Annotated in this window: 15 protein-coding genes; 7 read left to right on the top strand and 8 right to left on the bottom strand. The window is 74.0% G+C overall.

What is annotated here, in order from left to right; all coding sequences use genetic code 11:
- Nucleotides 1-115 precede the first annotated feature (115 nt).
- From otsB to AC07FV_RS26985, 3 genes are all read right to left on the bottom strand, one after another.
- Complete coding sequence (otsB, locus tag AC07FV_RS26995) at nucleotides 116-985, bottom strand: trehalose-phosphatase (RefSeq protein WP_479089859.1); 870 nt, start codon at nucleotides 983-985, stop codon at nucleotides 116-118.
- Nucleotides 986-1,058: 73 nt separating this feature from the next.
- Complete coding sequence (locus AC07FV_RS26990; RefSeq protein WP_356608463.1) at nucleotides 1,059-1,292, bottom strand: DUF3263 domain-containing protein; 234 nt, start codon at nucleotides 1,290-1,292, stop codon at nucleotides 1,059-1,061.
- A 35-nt stretch (nucleotides 1,293-1,327) separates the two neighbouring features.
- Nucleotides 1,328-2,593, bottom strand: a complete 1,266-nt coding sequence (locus AC07FV_RS26985; protein ID WP_479089858.1) for an ABC transporter substrate-binding protein — start codon at nucleotides 2,591-2,593, stop codon at nucleotides 1,328-1,330.
- A gap of 140 nt (nucleotides 2,594-2,733) precedes the next feature.
- On the opposite strand from AC07FV_RS26985, the gene AC07FV_RS26980 reads away from it, so the two are divergent.
- From AC07FV_RS26980 to AC07FV_RS26970, 3 genes are all read left to right on the top strand, one after another.
- A complete protein-coding gene (locus AC07FV_RS26980) occupies nucleotides 2,734-3,705 on the top strand; it encodes an ROK family protein (RefSeq protein ID WP_479089856.1) in 972 nt (323 codons plus the stop codon).
- A complete protein-coding gene (nagA, locus tag AC07FV_RS26975; RefSeq protein ID WP_479089854.1) occupies nucleotides 3,705-4,850 on the top strand; it encodes an N-acetylglucosamine-6-phosphate deacetylase in 1,146 nt (381 codons plus the stop codon). Before AC07FV_RS26980 ends, nagA begins: the two co-directional genes overlap by 1 nt.
- A gap of 147 nt (nucleotides 4,851-4,997) precedes the next feature.
- A complete protein-coding gene (locus AC07FV_RS26970; protein ID WP_479089852.1) occupies nucleotides 4,998-5,930 on the top strand; it encodes a 1-phosphofructokinase family hexose kinase in 933 nt (310 codons plus the stop codon).
- A gap of 18 nt (nucleotides 5,931-5,948) precedes the next feature.
- Here the strand turns inward: AC07FV_RS26970 and AC07FV_RS26965 are convergent, their stop codons facing one another.
- A complete protein-coding gene (locus tag AC07FV_RS26965; protein ID WP_479089851.1) occupies nucleotides 5,949-6,935 on the bottom strand; it encodes a carbohydrate-binding protein in 987 nt (328 codons plus the stop codon).
- Between the two features lie 118 nt (nucleotides 6,936-7,053).
- On the bottom strand, nucleotides 7,054-8,718 hold the full coding sequence (cdgB, locus tag AC07FV_RS26960) for a diguanylate cyclase CdgB (protein ID WP_479089850.1): 1,665 nt from the start codon (nucleotides 8,716-8,718) through the stop codon (nucleotides 7,054-7,056).
- 336 nt (nucleotides 8,719-9,054) lie between these two features.
- On the opposite strand from cdgB, the gene AC07FV_RS26955 reads away from it, so the two are divergent.
- Nucleotides 9,055-9,663: a flavin reductase family protein gene (locus tag AC07FV_RS26955; RefSeq protein WP_479089849.1), complete on the top strand. Its 609-nt coding sequence runs from the start codon at nucleotides 9,055-9,057 to the stop codon at nucleotides 9,661-9,663.
- A 132-nt stretch (nucleotides 9,664-9,795) separates the two neighbouring features.
- Complete coding sequence (locus tag AC07FV_RS26950) at nucleotides 9,796-10,263, top strand: GNAT family N-acetyltransferase (RefSeq protein WP_479089848.1); 468 nt, start codon at nucleotides 9,796-9,798, stop codon at nucleotides 10,261-10,263.
- 102 nt (nucleotides 10,264-10,365) lie between these two features.
- Here AC07FV_RS26950 and arfB read toward each other — a convergent pair whose 3' ends face one another.
- Complete coding sequence (gene arfB, locus AC07FV_RS26945; RefSeq protein ID WP_479089847.1) at nucleotides 10,366-10,803, bottom strand: alternative ribosome rescue aminoacyl-tRNA hydrolase ArfB; 438 nt, start codon at nucleotides 10,801-10,803, stop codon at nucleotides 10,366-10,368.
- Between the two features lie 159 nt (nucleotides 10,804-10,962).
- On the opposite strand from arfB, the gene AC07FV_RS26940 reads away from it, so the two are divergent.
- Nucleotides 10,963-11,538, top strand: a complete 576-nt coding sequence (locus AC07FV_RS26940) for a TerD family protein (RefSeq protein WP_053133088.1) — start codon at nucleotides 10,963-10,965, stop codon at nucleotides 11,536-11,538.
- Nucleotides 11,539-11,638: 100 nt separating this feature from the next.
- Here AC07FV_RS26940 and AC07FV_RS26935 read toward each other — a convergent pair whose 3' ends face one another.
- Nucleotides 11,639-12,298 carry a response regulator gene (locus AC07FV_RS26935; protein ID WP_479089846.1) on the bottom strand — a complete coding sequence of 220 codons (660 nt, stop codon included), beginning with the start codon at nucleotides 12,296-12,298 and terminating at the stop codon, nucleotides 11,639-11,641.
- Nucleotides 12,295-13,521 (bottom strand): sensor histidine kinase, encoded by a 1,227-nt coding sequence (locus AC07FV_RS26930; RefSeq protein ID WP_479089844.1) that lies wholly within the window; start codon nucleotides 13,519-13,521, stop codon nucleotides 12,295-12,297. Before AC07FV_RS26930 ends, AC07FV_RS26935 begins: the two co-directional genes overlap by 4 nt.
- A 363-nt stretch (nucleotides 13,522-13,884) precedes the next feature.
- Between AC07FV_RS26930 and AC07FV_RS26925 the strand changes: the two genes are divergently transcribed.
- Entirely contained in the window at nucleotides 13,885-14,454 is a 570-nt protein-coding gene (locus AC07FV_RS26925; protein ID WP_479089843.1) for a GlcG/HbpS family heme-binding protein, read from the top strand.
- The last annotated feature ends 64 nt before the right edge of the window (nucleotides 14,455-14,518 follow it).

Raw genomic sequence — 14,518 nt, 5'->3', positions numbered from 1 at the left:
CGTATGGGTTAGGGGAGAGGTGGGGGGTATGGAGCTCTGGGGGGGGCGGGGGGTGGGGGGGGGGGGGGGGGGGGCCCCCCCCCCCCCCCCGCTCCCGGTTCTCCCCGGGCGTGGTTCAGGCCAGCCGGTCCGCCAGGGCGCGCAGCAGCCGTACGACCCCCGCCGGGCCGTCCACCACCACGTCCGCGCGCTTCCTGAGGTCGGGGACCTCGTCGCTGCCGCTGCACACCAGCAGGCCGGGGGTGCCCTCCCCGCGCAGGGTGTCGACGGCCGCGAAGGCGGGGAGGTCGCCGAGGTCGTCGCCGGCGTAGACGACGGTCTCGGCGCCGACGTCCCGGGCGTACGCCCGCAGCGCGGCGCCCTTGTCCATGCCGGGCGGGCGCAGTTCCAGGACCATGCGGCCCGGCTCGACGATCAGGCCGTGGCGGGCGGCCAGGCCGGTGAGCGGAGCGCGCAGCGCGTCGAAGGCCGCCTGCGGGTCGGGGGCGCGGCGGGTGTGGACGGCGACGGCGTGGCCCTTCTCCTCGACCCAGGTGCCCGGTCCGGCGCCGGACCGCTCCAGCAGCCCGGGCAGTTCGGCGCGGACGGCGGCGACGCCGGGGTGCGGTTCGGGTGCGGTGAGGGTGCCGGTGGCGGCGTCCCAGCGCTCGGCGCCGTAGTGGCCGAGGACGACGAGGTGCTCCAGGCCGGGGGCGTTCGCGAAGCCGCCGTGGCGGACGGCGACCTCGGCCGGGCGGCCGGTGATCACCGCGACGGAGGCGACCTTCGGCGCGAGGGCCGCGAGCGCCGGTACGGCGTCCGGGTGGGCGCGGGCCCGGTCGGGGTCGGGCACGATCGGCGCGAGGGTGCCGTCGAAGTCGAGCGCGACGACCGCGCGGGCGGGGCGGGCGAGCAGGGCGTCGAGCCCCGCACGTCCGGCCTCCGTCGCGGGCGTCGGCAGGTGGTCCGGCGAGTCGTCTCGGGTGGATTCCTGGTGGCTGCCCATACCGCGAACCTATCCCGCGGACCCGCACCGCACGCCTGACCCGCGCATCCGGCCCGTGCGTCCGGCCGGTGGCCTACCGCTCCCCGCGCCGCGTCTCCCGCACCCGGCGCAGGCGGTTGACCGTCACCGGGTCGGCGGCCAGGGCGCGGGGGTCGTCCAGCAGGGCGTTGAGGAGCTGGTAGTAGCGGACCGGGGCCAGGCCCAGCTCCTCGCGGATCGCCCGCTCCTTCGCGCCGGGGCCGGGAAAGCCGCGGCGCTCCAGCGCGAGGATGTTCCGCTCCCTCTGTCCGAGCCGTCCCAGGTCCATGTACGGCACCGTAGCGCCCGCCACCGACAGCCCCGCTACTCCGCGCTGCCCGCCCGCATCGCCGTCGTCTGGATCCGGCCGAGCACCTCCGAGGGGCTGTTGCCGGGGGCGACCGCCTGGCCGATGAGCTTCTTGACGTCCGCGCTGACCGAGGCCCAGGAGGTCTTGCCGACCGGGTACAGCTCCGAGAGCAGCAGTTCGTCCAGGAACGGCCGCAGGGCCTTGTCCTCCTCCGCGGTGCTCATGACCTGGGAGGCGGAGGTGGTCACCGGCAGCAGGTCGTAGCGGCGGGAGAAGTCCAGGACGTTCTCGTCGCTGTAGACGAAGTCGAGGAAGTCGCCGATCTCCTCCTGGTGGCCGCCCGCCTTGAAGGCGGTCATCCAGTCGGTGACGCCGAGCGTGTTCCGGCTCTCGCCCTCGGCGCCGGGGGTGGTCACCATGCCGTACTTCACGCCCTTGTCGGAGGCCATCTTCATCAGCGAGGGGTGGCCGTTGAGCATGCCGACCTCGCCGTTCGCGAAGGCGGCGAAGGCGGCGGCGCGGTTCAGCTTGCCGGGGGCGACCGGGCCGGTGAGGCCCTTGCCGACCAGTTCGTCCCGGAGCCAGGTGAAGGTGGTGACGTTCTGCGGCGAGTCGACGGAGTAGGTGCCGACGTCGTCGGTGTAGCCGCCCCCGCCGCTGAGCATCCACTGCATGGTCTCGGCCTGCGCCTCCTCCGGGCCCAGCGGCAGCGCGTACGGGTACTTCACGCCCTCCGCCTTCAGCGCCTCGGCGGCGTCCGCGAGGTCGTCCCAGCTCTTGGGCGGGGTGATGCCGGCCTCGCTGAAGAGGGTCTTGTTGTAGAAGAGCACGCGCGTGGAGGCGGCGAAGGGCAGCCCGTACTGGACGCCGTTGACCTGGCCCGCGCCGGCGAGCTGGGAGACGAAGTCGGCCTGGACGGGGATGGAGAGCACGTCGTCGGCCCGGTAGAGCAGGTCCTTGTCGGCGTAGTCGGAGTAGGCGCCGATCTGCGCCAGGTCGGGCGCGTCACCGGCGTCGACCATCTCGCGGACCTCGCGGTCGACGTCGTTCCAGGAGTGGACGGTGACGTTTACGGTCACGTCGGGGTGCTTGGCCTCGTAGGCCTTGGCCAGCTCGTCCCAGTACTCCTTCGAGCCGTTGGCCTCGCTGTCGCCGTAGTCGGCGGCGACCAGCCTCAGCGTCACCTCGCCGGAGTCGCCGGTGAGCCCGCAGCCGCCGAGGACCGCCACCATGCCCAGCGCGGACACCGCCGCGACCGTTCCTGCCCTGTGCCGCTGCACCCTGATTCCCCAACCCCGGCGACGTACGCCGTTCACACGCACGCGCTTGTCCGCTTGTTCGCCTGTCCGTTTAACGGATTAAGGTCTACACCACGGCAGTGGACTAGACCTCTCCCGGGTCGACGGGCCACACTGTCCCCGTGAGACACGTCATCGCCCTCGATGTGGGCGGCACCGGGATGAAGGCCGCCCTCGCGGGACCGGGGGGCGAGCTGCTCCACGAGGCCCGCCGGGCCACCGGCCGCGACCGCGGGCCCGAGGCGGTGGTCGCCGGCATCCTGGACTTCGCCGCCGAACTGCGCGCCCACGGCGCCGACCGCTTCGGCGAGCCCGCCCTCGCGGCGGGGGTCGCCGTCCCCGGCATCGTCGACGAGGAGCACGGCACCGCCGTCTACGCGGCCAACCTGGGCTGGCGCGACGTGCCCCTGCGGGCGCTGCTCGGCGAACGGCTCGGCTCCATCCCGGTCGCCCTGGGCCACGACGTGCGCACCGGCGGGCTCGCCGAGGGGAGGATCGGCGCCGGCCGCGGCGCGGACCGGTTCCTGTTCGTGCCGCTGGGCACCGGCATCGCGGGCGCCATCGGCATCGACGGCCGGGTCGAGTCGGGGGCCCACGGCTTCGCCGGCGAGATCGGCCACGTCGTCGTACGCCCCGGCGGTACCCCCTGCCCGTGCGGGCAGCGCGGCTGCCTGGAGCGGTTCGCGTCCGCGTCGGCCGTCAGCCAGGCTTGGGCCGAGGCCTGCGGCGACCCGGGCGCGGACGCCGCCGACTGCGCCGAGGCCGTCGCCTCGGGGGACGGCCGCGCGCGCGCCGTGTGGCAGGACGCCGTGGACGCGCTCGCCGACGGGCTGGTCACCGCGCTCACTCTGCTGGACCCGCGCGTCCTGATCATCGGTGGCGGCCTGGCCGAGGCGGGGGAAACCTTGTTCACACCGCTGCGGGAGGCCGTGGGGCGGCGCGTCACCTTCCAGAAGCTGCCGGAGATCGTCCCCGCCGCGCTGGGGGACACCGCCGGCTGCCTGGGTGCCGGGCTGATGGCCTGGGACCTGCTCGGCACCGATCCGAACGGCACCACCCCGACGACCGCGACTCCCCCGGAGGTAACCACCTGATGGCCCCAAGCAAGGTTCTCGCCGGTGCCCGGGTGGTACTGCCCACCGGGACCGTGGACGACGGCCGCGTGATCGTCGACGGCACGCGGATCGCCTCCGCCGCCTCCGCCGACGCCGAGGTCGTCGACCTGTCGGGCCACTGGGTGGTCCCCGGCTTCGTCGACCTCCACAACCACGGGGGTGGCGGGGCGTCCTTCGCCGGCGGCACCGCCGAGGACGTCCTGAAGGGCGTCGCCACCCACCGCCGGCACGGCACCACCACGGTGGTCGCCTCGGCCGTCACCGGTGACCTGGACTTCCTCGCCCGGCACGCCGGGATGCTCGCCGAACTCGCCCAGCAGGGCGACATCGCGGGCATCCACTTCGAGGGGCCGTTCATCTCCCCGTGCCGCAAGGGCGCGCACGACGAGCAGCTGCTGCGCCACCCCGACCCGGCCGAGGTCCGCAAGCTCGTCGACGCCGCGCACGGGCACGCGAGGATGATGACGCTGGCCACCGAGCTGCCGGGCGGACTGGACTCCGTACGGCTGCTCGTGGAGCACGGCGTGATCGCGGCCGTCGGGCACACCGACGCGACGTACGAGCAGACGCTCCTGGCCATCGACGCGGGCGCCACGGTCGCCACGCACCTGTTCAACGCGATGCCGCCGCTCGGCCACCGCGCCCCCGGCCCGATCGCGGCGCTGCTGGAGGACGAGCGGATCACCGTCGAGCTGATCAACGACGGCACCCACCTGCACCCGGCCGCCCTGCGGCTGGCCTTCCACCGCGCGGGCGCCGCCCGGGTCGCCTTCATCACCGACGCGATGGACGCCGCGGGCTTCGGCGACGGCCGCTACCTGCTCGGCCCGCTGGAGGTCGAGGTGGCGGACGGCGTGGCCCGGCTGGTGGAGGGCGGCTCGATCGCGGGCTCCACGCTCACCCAGGACCGCGCCTTCAAGCGGGCGGTGACGGTGGACGGGCTGCCCGTCGAGGACGTCGTCGCGGCGATCTCCGCCAACCCGGCGCGGCTGCTCGGCATGGACGACCGGATCGGCTCCCTGGAGCCCGGCAAGGACGCCGACCTGGTGGTCCTGGACGCCGCGTTCGACCTGGTGGGCGTGATGCGCCGGGGCGAGTGGGCGGTCGATCCCCAACTGGGCTGATCCGTCCCCCCGTACGCTCCCGGACCGGCGCCCGATGGCCGAACCGGGGGCTGGGCCCACCGCCGTCCGTTTGGCATGATCGTGTCCCCCGGAGCACGTCGCCGGGGACGCACGGAACGCCGCAGACGATCGGGGAGGCCGGCCCGGGTGATCCTCACCGTCACGCTGAACACCGCTCTCGACATCACCTACCGCGTCCCGGGCCTGCGGCCGCACGCCTCCCACCGGGTCACCGCGGTGACGGAGCGCCCCGGCGGCAAGGGGCTGAACGTGGCCCGGGTGCTGGCGGCCCTGGGCCACGAGGTGACGGTCACCGGCTTCGCGGGCGGCGGCACCGGGGACGTCGTGCGCGCGGGGCTGACCGGCGTGCGCGGGGTGACCGACGCGCTCGTGCCCGTCGCCGGGGCGACCCGGCGCACCATAGCCGTCGTCGACGAGCGCACCGGCGACACCACCCAGCTCAACGAACCGGGCCCGGCCGTCGCCCCCGCCGAGTGGGACGCCTTCCAGGAGGCGTACGGGCCCCTGGTCGCCGCCGCCTCGGCCGTCGCCCTGTGCGGCAGCCTGCCCCCGGGCGTCCCGGTGGGCGCCTACGCCGGTCTGGTGCGCACCGCCCGTGCGGCGGGCGTGCCGGTGCTGCTGGACACCAGCGGGGAACCGCTGCGCCGGGGAGTCGCCGCCCGCCCGGACCTGATCAAGCCGAACGCCGACGAACTGGCCGAGCTGACCGGCTCCCACGAACCGCTGCGGGCCACCCAGGCCGCCCGGCGGCGCGGTGCCCGTGCCGTGGTCGCCTCGCTGGGCGCGGAGGGGCTGCTCGCGGTGACCCCGGAGGGCCGCTGGCGCGCCGCCCCGCCCGCCCACGTCCGCGGCAACCCGACCGGCGCGGGCGACTCTGCGGTCGCGGGCCTGCTGTCGGGCCTGGTCGAGCACCTCTCCTGGCCGGACCGCCTGGCCCGCGCGGTCGCCCTGTCGGCGGCGACGGTTCTCTCACCGGTGGCGGGCGAGTTCGACCGGGGGGCGTACGAGGAGCTGCTCGGGCGCGGGGTCGCGGTGACGGCGGAGGCCGGCGCGGCGTGAGGCCTCCGGGCCGGAGGATCAGCCGGTGGTGAGCGAGAACTGGTCGAGGACCACGTCGCACTTGTTGCCCGCATTGCACGCGAGCTCGATCGTGTTGGTGCCCTCGGTCAGGTTCACGGTCGCCCAGGTGGTCTGCCAGCCCTTCTCCCAGTCGCCCTGGGGGGTGCCGCCGAAGTTCTTCATGTTCATCGGGCGGGAATCGGCCTTGCCGTTGACCATCAGGGTGGCGTCGGCGTCGACGCCCGGAATGCCGTAGCGCACGTTGAACCGGTAGCTGCCGGCCTTCTCGATGCCGTCCACGGTCCAGGTGACCTTGGCGCCGACCTGGTTGAAGCCCGCGACGTAGACGCCGCCGTCGGACTTCGCACCCTCGATGTCCGACGCCGTCGCCACGCCGGGCGACAGCCGCAGCGCCTTCGCGTCGATCGTCGGGAGCTCCGCCTCTTCCTCGGCGCCGTCGCTCGACGACGGGCTCGGGTCGGTGGTCTGGGACTGGGTGGGGGCCGTGCCGCCGCCCGCCTCCTCGCCGCCCTTGTCGTCGTCCGAGCCGCTGCTGGTCATGGCCACGGCGATGCCGATGACGACCGCGGCGACGACCGCGACCGCGCCGATCAGCAGGCCCTTGGTGTTGGGACCGCGGCGTCCGCCCCCGCCGTGCGCCGACTGCTGCGGGGCGGTGGGGGCACCGCCGCCGGGGAAGGTCTCCGGCGCGGCGTAGTGCGCGTTCGACCGGCCGTAGGCGCCCTGCTGCTGGCCGTGCCCGCCCTGGTGCTGTCCGTAGGCACCCTGCTGCGGGGCCGCCTGGCCGTAGGCGGCGGTCTGGGCGGCCTGGCCCTGCGGTGCCCCGTACTGCCGTGCGCCGACGGGACGCACCCGGTTGACGGAGTTCGGGTAGCCGTAGCCACCGGAGGGCGGCTGGGCTCCGTTGGCCTGCCCGTCGGCGTAGAGGTAGCCGAAGGGGTCGTCGTCCTCGGGCGTGCTCGCGCCGTTGTTGCCGGGCGTCATCCCTTGGTCTCCTAACCAGATGCGGTGCGTGTGCGGTATGGGTGTGAGAGGGCGAGCCTACCCGCTCCTACTGACCCGAACGGGTGACTCAGACCGCATCAGCGCTCTGACCTGGGGCTCATCCGGCTCGGCGATGTTGTTTGGGACGAGATCGTTTCTCGACGTACATCCGTTCGTCAGCTGACTTCAGCACCTCGTCCGCCGTCATGCCGCAGTGCGCCCATCCGATGCCGAAACTGGCCCCCACGCGCACGGCCCGTCCCTCGGCCCGGATCGGCTGGATGATCTCGTTGCGCAGCCGTACGGCGAGGTCCTGGGCGTCGGCGAGGCCGAGCCCGTTGGCGAGGATCACGAACTCGTCGCCGCCGAGCCGGGCCACCGTGTCGCCGTCGCGGACGCCGCCGCTGAGCCTGCGGGCGACCTCGATGAGCACGGCGTCACCGGCGTTGTGCCCGAACCGGTCGTTGATCGACTTGAAGCCGTCCAGGTCGCAGAAGAGGACCGCGAGCCCCTTGGTGCCGTCGTCCCGGCCGTCCGTGGGCGCGACGGCGTGCACGTGGTGGTCGTAGGCGCCGTAGGGCTCGGGCGTCGCGCCGAAGTCGAAGGTGTGGCCGCCGGAGTCGGTCACGGCGGGGTGGCCGTAGGCCGCGTCCATGGCGTCGACCACGGCCGCGTGCGAGGACTGCGGGCGCCGGCACAGCCGGGCGGAGAGGCGGGAGCGCAGCTCGGCGGAGTTCGGCAGGCCGGTGAGGGAGTCGTGGGAGGCGCGGTGGGCGAGTTGCAGCTCGCGGCGCTTGCGCTCCTCTATGTCCTCGACGTGCGTGAGCAGGAAGCGCGGCCCGTCGGCGGCGTCGGCGACGACGCTGTTGCGCAGCGAGACCCAGACGTAGGTGCCGTCGCGGCGGCCCAGGCGCAGCTCGGCCCGGCCGCCCTCGGCGGAGGTCCGCAGCAGGGTGCCGATGTCCTCGGGGTGGACGAGGTCGGAGAAGGCGTAGCGGCGCATCGCGGAGGCAGGGCGGCCCAGCAGGCGGCAGAGCGCGTCGTTGGTCCTGAGGATGCGGCCGTGCTGGTCACCGCCCATCTCGGCGATGGCCATGCCGGAGGGGGCGTACTCGAAGGCCTGGCGGAAGCTTTCCTCGCTGGCCCTGAGGGCCTGCTGGTCGCGCTCCAGGCGGACCAGGGCGCGCTGCATGTTGGAGCGGAGCCGGGCGTTGCTGATCGCGATGGCGGCCTGGAACGCGTACATCTGCAAAGCCTCGCGTCCCCAGGCGCCGGGCCGGCGGCCGTTGCGCGGCCGGTCGACGGAGAGGACGCCGATCAGCTCGCCGCTGTTGCCGCCGCCCTGCGGGCCGGGCGCGTACATCGGGGCGAAGAGGCGGTCCGAGGGGTGCCACTCGTCCTCGAAGCGGGGGGCGGGGCCGTCGGTGTACCACTGCGGGACGTCGTCGTCGTCGAGGATCCAGCCCTCGGTGTGGGGTATGAAGATCAGGTCGCCCCACTGCTCGCCCATGTTCAGGCGGCGGTCCCAGGACTCGCGGGAGCCCGCCCGGCCGGTGATCAGCGCCTCGGCGGCCTGGTTGCCGGAGAAGGCGGCGACGACGAGGTCGCCGTCGGGTCGGACCAGGTTGACGCACGCCAGCTCGTACCCGAGGGCCTGGACGACGCCGTCGGCGACGGCCTGCAGGGTGTCCGCCAGGCTGCGGGCCTTGTTCATCTCGGCCATGACCTGGTGCAGCTGCCGCAGGGACGCAAGACGGACGTAGGGCTCCGACTCGGTCTCCATGCTCGCCCTCCCCCCGAGACCTCGCAGCGAATCAAGGGTTCCCTTCGGCGCCTTCACTGATGGTGCCCTTGCAGGTTCTCCGCCACTGAATCACAGCGCGCTCCCCACTCGGTACACAGGGTCAACAATTACCGCTCCTTGTGACTCAAGTCACAGCGAAAGATGAACAATTGAGTGGGGTTTCTGCGTTTTCCCTGTGCGTTTACTGAACGCAAAGTTTGTAGGTATGCGCACGTCTCCCCCGAGTTCTCCGCGGACTCTCCTTCCGTGGTCCTAGGTCCCGGTTCGGACCGGGGCCCGATGCCGCGCCGACGGCCCGGAGATTAGCGTGGCGGGGTGCCGAACACTCCCTCCCTCACGTCCCCCGCGCCCCTCACGTCCCCCCGGTCACCGCTGGTGTCACCGGTCGCCGGGCATGCTGAGGGGGTGAGCAACGACGAGTTCCGTGCCGCCATGTCCCGGCTGGCCTCGGGTGTGGTCCTGGTGACCGCCCAGGAGCCGCCGCTGGACCCCGACGACCCGCTGGCGCCGCGCGGCGAGGACGTCGGGATGACGGCCACCGCCTTCATGTCGGTGTCGCTGGACCCGCCGCTGGTGCTCGTGAGCCTGCGCGAGGGCTCCCGCATGGACGACCTGCTGGACGAACAGCCGCTGTGGGGGGTCTCCGTGCTCTCCGAGAGCCAGCGCCACATCGCCGGACGGTTCGCCATGAAGGGCCGCGTCAGCGACCGGCTGCTCTTCGCGGACATCCCCTACCGGCGCGGCGAGGCGACCGGGGTGCCGCTGGTGGGCGGGGCCCTGGCCACGCTGGAGTGCCGTACCGAGCAGCGGGTGGCGGCCGGGGACCACACCCTGGTGATCGGCCGGGTGCTGACCGCCTCACTGCCGAGCGCGGACGGGGGGCCGCTGGCGTACTTCAAGGGGCGCTACCGGCAGTTGGGGTGATCGGTGCTGGGGAGCGATCGGGGCCGGGGAGCGATCGGGGCTGCGGGTGACCGGTGCTTCGGGGTGACCGGTGCTTCGGGGGTGATCGGTAAATCGCTCGTGCGGCGCGGGACGCCCGCCTAGGGTGCGCGCATGACGAGGAGCACGCTCCGCCTGGAGGAGATCACTCCCGCGAACATCGAGGCCGCCCTGGACATCCGGGTGCGCCCGGAGCAGGAGTTCGCCGTCTCGCCGGTGGTGAAGTCCCTGGCGGAGGCCTACGCGCACGCCGGCGTCGCCTGGCCGCGGCTGATCGTGGACGGGGACCGTCCGGTCGGCTTCCTCATGGCCTTCCTGGACATCGACTGGTACGGGGACGGCCGTGTCCGGCGGTCCGGGCTGTGGCGGCTGAACATCGCGGCCGGGGAACAGGGCCGGGGCTACGGGCGCTTCGCCGTGGCGTCGGTGGCCGCGGAGGTCCGCCGGCGCGGCGGCCGGGAGTGCTACGTGACGTGGCACACCGGTCCGCACGGCCCGGAGGGCTTCTACCTGGGCCTCGGCTTCACCCCCGACGGGGAGACGAGCGAGGGGGAGACGGTGGGCGTGCTGAGCCTCGGCTGAGCACCGCCGCCCGGCACGGAGCACGCCCCGGCAGGGGCGCGGGGAACTGCGCGACCCGCCACGACGGACCCGCGGACAGCCGCGGCGGGCGCCCCGCGCCGGTCAGTCCCAGCCCCGCGCGGAGCGGCCCTGCTTGGTCTGGGAGCGCTGCTTCTTCTCCCGCAGCCGGCGCTCGTTGATGCCGCGGGGGATGCGGGTCGGTCTGCGCGGCTTGGGCGGGGGCGCGGTGGCCTCGGCGAGGAGGGCGGCCAGGCGGACCGCGGCGGTCTCGCGGTTGCGCCACTGGGAGCGGTGCTCGGAGGCGCGGACGGTGACGACGCCGTCGGCCAGGCGGTCGGCCAGCCGCTCCAGCGCCCGCCGCTTCCACACCTCGGGCAGCGCCTCGGTGCGCGCCAGGTCGAAGCGGAGCTCCACCGCCGTGTCCGTGGTGTTCACGTGCTGCCCGCCGGGTCCCGAGGAGCGCGAGAAACGCCAGACCAGCTCGGCCTCGGGCAGGGAGACGGAGCCGCGGATGACATGGGGACCGGACATGCCGTCCATGTTCCCGTCCCCGTGCGGTCCACGTCACCCGAATATCCTCGGCCCGGTCACTCGGTAAAGAAAGTAAAGAGAGCAGGAACCTTGCGCACCCCTCTCGTCGTTCATGGGGGTAGCTGTAGCTTTCTTGCCGTACGTAAACGAGGGAAGGGACTCCCAACAATGGCTGTAAGCCTGTCCAAGGGTGGCAACGTCTCGCTCACCAAGGAGGCACCGGGCCTGACCGACGTCACCGTGGGCCTCGGCTGGGACGTCCGCACCACCACCGGTACCGACTTCGACCTCGACGCCTCCGCGATCGCGGTCAACACGCAGGGCAAGGTCTACTCCGACGCCCACTTCGTGTTCTTCAACAACAAGCAGACGCCGGACAACACCATCGTCCACACCGGTGACAACCGCACCGGTGAGGGCGCGGGCGACGACGAGGCGATCAACGTCAACCTCGCCGGTCTGCCGGCCGACATCGAGAAGATCGTCTTCCCGGTGTCGATCTACGACGCGGAGAACCGCTCGCAGAACTTCGGCCAGGTGCGCAACGCCTACATCCGCATCGTCAACCAGGCCGGCGGCGCCGAGATCGCGCGCTACGACCTGTCCGAGGACGCGGCCACCGAGACCGCCATGGTCTTCGGCGAGCTGTACCGCAACGGCGCCGAGTGGAAGTTCCGCGCCGTCGGCCAGGGCTACGCCTCGGGCCTGGTGGGCATCGCCCAGGACTTCGGCGTGAACGTCTGACGTCCACTCGCCCGTCCGTTCCGTACGAAGGCCCCCCGGTCGTGCGCCCGGGGGGCCTTCGGCGTTCCCGGTGGCGGGACGGCGCCTCACGGGCGGGGTGTCAGGGCAGCAGGCGCCGCTCCTTGGCCACGGCGACCGCGCCCGCGCGGGTCTCGACGCCCAGCTTGTCGTAGACGCGGCGCAGATGGGTCTTGACCGTGGCCTCGCTGATGAACAGGGCCCGGGCGATCTCCCGGTTGCCGAGGCCGGTGGCGAGCTGGGCGAGGATGTCGCGCTCGCGGTCGGTGAGCGAGGGGCGGGGACTGCGCAGGTTGGCCATGACCCGGCTGGCGACGGGCCCGGACAGGGACGTGCGGCCCTGGGCGGCGGCGTGGATGGCGGCGAACAGCTCCTCGGGGCGTTCGGCCTTGAGCAGGTACCCGGTCGCGCCCGCCTCGATGGCGCGGGTGATGTCGGCGTCGGTGTCGTACGTGGTCAGGACCAGCACGTGCGGGGCCGTTCCCGGGCCGGCCGTGAGACGGCGGGTGGTCTCCACGCCGTCGATGCCCTCGCCGAGCTGAAGGTCCATCAGCACCACGTCGGGGGCCAGCCGCGCGGCGAGCGCGAGGGCCTCCTCGCCGGTGCCCGCCTCGCCGACCACCTCGATGCCGGGGGCGCTGTCGAGCAGGGCGAGCAGCCCGGCCCGTACGACGACGTGGTCGTCGCAGACCAGGATGCGCACGGGGGACGGGGCGAGGCCGGGGCCGGCCGGGTCGGTCATCGGGGTGTCTCCTGCGGGTCGGCGGGGTCGGTCCGGGGCGTTTCCAGGGGGACGGCGGCGGACAGGGCGGTGCCCTCGCCGGGGGCGGACTCGACGGTGAGCCTGCCGCCGAGCTGGCGCAGCCTGGCGTGCATCGCGGGCAGCCCGTGGCCGCGCACCCCGGCGGGGGCCTCGGGCAGGGCGGCCGGGTCGAACCCGTGCCCGTCGTCGGTGACGTCCAGGACGGCCTGGTCGTCGAGGAGGGTGAGGGTCAGCGCCGCGGTGGAGGCGCCCGCGTGTTCCCGGACGTTGGCCAGGGCGCCCTGGGCGATGCGCAGCAGGGCCGACTGGACGCGGTCGGGCAGCGGGGGGAGGCGGGTGCCGCCGTCGACGTGGACGCGGACGGTGAGGTGGTCGCCGGACTCCCGCGCGGCCAGGGTGCGCAGCGCCGCCTCCAGGCCGCCGCCGCGGGCGAGGTCGGCCGGGGCGAGATCGTGGACGAAGCGGCGGGCCTCGGCCAGGTTGTGCTCGGCGACGCCGGCGGCGCCCCGGACGTGGGTGCGGGCCTTGCCCGGATCGGTCTCCCAGACCCGCTCGGCCGCCTGGAGCAGCATCCGCTGGCTGGACAGCCCCTGGGCGAGGGTGTCGTGGATCTCCATGGACAGCCGCTGGCGTTCGGCGAGGGTGCCCTCGCGGCGCTCCGAGGCGGCGAGTTCGCGGCGGGTGCGGATCAGGTCGTCGATCAGGGCGCGCTGCCGGGCCGTCTGCCGCTCGGTGTGCAGGAACACGGCCGCGGCGATGGCGGCGACGGCGGGCGGCGCGAGCAGCAGGTTCGGGTCGAAACGCCCGGCGAGCCGGAGCTGGGCGGCCACGACGAACACCGTCAGGACGGTCACCAGGACCAGCGCCGCCCGGGCCGGGAGGGTGCGCAGACCGGTGTAGAAGAGGGGCACCGCGCACCAGGAGAAGCTCGGCGCGAGGACGACGAGCACCATCCAGACCGCCACCACCACGCCCAGCCAGACCAGGCGCCGCGGGGTCGGTCGCGGGGTCGGGCCGCTCAGCGCGGGCCCGAGCAGGTGCAGCACCGCGAGGGCCAGGGACAGGGCGAGGACCCACGGGGTACGGGGCTCGCCGGGGTGGCGCAGCAGGAAGCGGGCCAGCGCGCCGCCGAGCAGCAGGAGGAACGCCGCGTGCATCACGGCGCCGAGCCACCGGGTGTCCGGGTCGTACGGCTTGGTCATCCCGCGCCCCTCCTTCCGGTCCTCTCTCCCCAACGTGCCGTAGGTGACCGCTGAGCTGCGCGAACACTCCCATGGTGCCCTCTGCGGGGGGTCCCCGGGTCAACCGATCGGACGACCCCGCCCTCGCCCGTTCCGTCGCCCGGGAGGAGCCGGACCGGCGACCGTGCTCCCGCGGTGCGGGGCGGAGGGTGGAAAGCGGCGGAAGGAGACGGTCCGGCCCGACCACCTCGGCCCGGCACCCTCCGGCACCCTCCGCCCCGACCGGTCCCCGTCCGAACCGGCGCCCTCCGTACCGGGCCCTCCGTCCCGGCCGGCTCCGGCCGCCCGTGGCCCCGACCCACCCGACACCAGGAGCAGACCACCATGAAGAAGACGCTCTCGCGACGCGCCCGCATCGCCACCGGCAGCGCCGTCCTCGCCGCCGTAGCGGCCGGCACCTTCGGCACCGTCGCGGCCAACGCCTCCGCGCCGGACGCCGCCCGTGACGCGGCCGTGGCCGCCGCTCCCGCCGCCGCGGCCGGCAAGCGCGACACCACCACCTCCACCCACCTGACGATCGACGCCGCGACCGAGGCGGCGCAGGCCGCGCTGCGGGCCGCCAAGAAGGAGGGCCAGCGGATCACGGTCGCGGTCGTCGACCGCAACGGCAACACGCTCCTGACCATGCGCGGTGACGGCGCCGGCCCGCAGTCGTACGAGTCGGCCGAGAAGAAGGCGTTCACCGCCGTCTCCTGGAACGCCCCGACCAGCGAGCTGGAGGGCCGCCTGGAGAACACGCCGAACCTGAAGGACATCCCGGGCACGCTGTTCCTGGGCGGTGGCGTCCCGGTCACCGCGGACAAGGCGCCGATCGCCGGCATCGGCGTGGCGGGTGCGCCGTCCGGCGCCCTGGACGAGAAGTTCGCGCAGGCGGGCGCGGCGGCCCTGAACTAGACACAGCGGGGCCCGCACACCCCCTGCCCCCGGCTCCGGCTGCCGAGCCGGCGGCAGGGTCGAC

The sequence above is a fragment of the Streptomyces sp. NPDC045956 genome, from assembly GCF_056430705.1.
This window is presented reverse-complemented; position numbering and strand designations above follow the sequence as displayed.

Coding starts and splice junctions, on each gene's coding strand:
- cdgB (WP_479089850.1), bottom strand. CDS start 8,718: ATGGAGACCGAGTCGGAGCCCTACGTCCGTCTTGCGTCCCTGCGGCAG.
- AC07FV_RS26940 (WP_053133088.1), top strand. CDS start 10,963: ATGGCTGTAAGCCTGTCCAAGGGTGGCAACGTCTCGCTCACCAAGGAG.
- AC07FV_RS26950 (WP_479089848.1), top strand. CDS start 9,796: ATGACGAGGAGCACGCTCCGCCTGGAGGAGATCACTCCCGCGAACATC.
- otsB (WP_479089859.1), bottom strand. CDS start 985: ATGGGCAGCCACCAGGAATCCACCCGAGACGACTCGCCGGACCACCTG.
- AC07FV_RS26935 (WP_479089846.1), bottom strand. CDS start 12,298: ATGACCGACCCGGCCGGCCCCGGCCTCGCCCCGTCCCCCGTGCGCATC.
- AC07FV_RS26930 (WP_479089844.1), bottom strand. CDS start 13,521: ATGACCAAGCCGTACGACCCGGACACCCGGTGGCTCGGCGCCGTGATG.
- AC07FV_RS26990 (WP_356608463.1), bottom strand. CDS start 1,292: ATGGACCTGGGACGGCTCGGACAGAGGGAGCGGAACATCCTCGCGCTG.
- arfB (WP_479089847.1), bottom strand. CDS start 10,803: ATGGACGGCATGTCCGGTCCCCATGTCATCCGCGGCTCCGTCTCCCTG.
- AC07FV_RS26965 (WP_479089851.1), bottom strand. CDS start 6,935: ATGACGCCCGGCAACAACGGCGCGAGCACGCCCGAGGACGACGACCCC.
- AC07FV_RS26925 (WP_479089843.1), top strand. CDS start 13,885: ATGAAGAAGACGCTCTCGCGACGCGCCCGCATCGCCACCGGCAGCGCC.
- nagA (WP_479089854.1), top strand. CDS start 3,705: ATGGCCCCAAGCAAGGTTCTCGCCGGTGCCCGGGTGGTACTGCCCACC.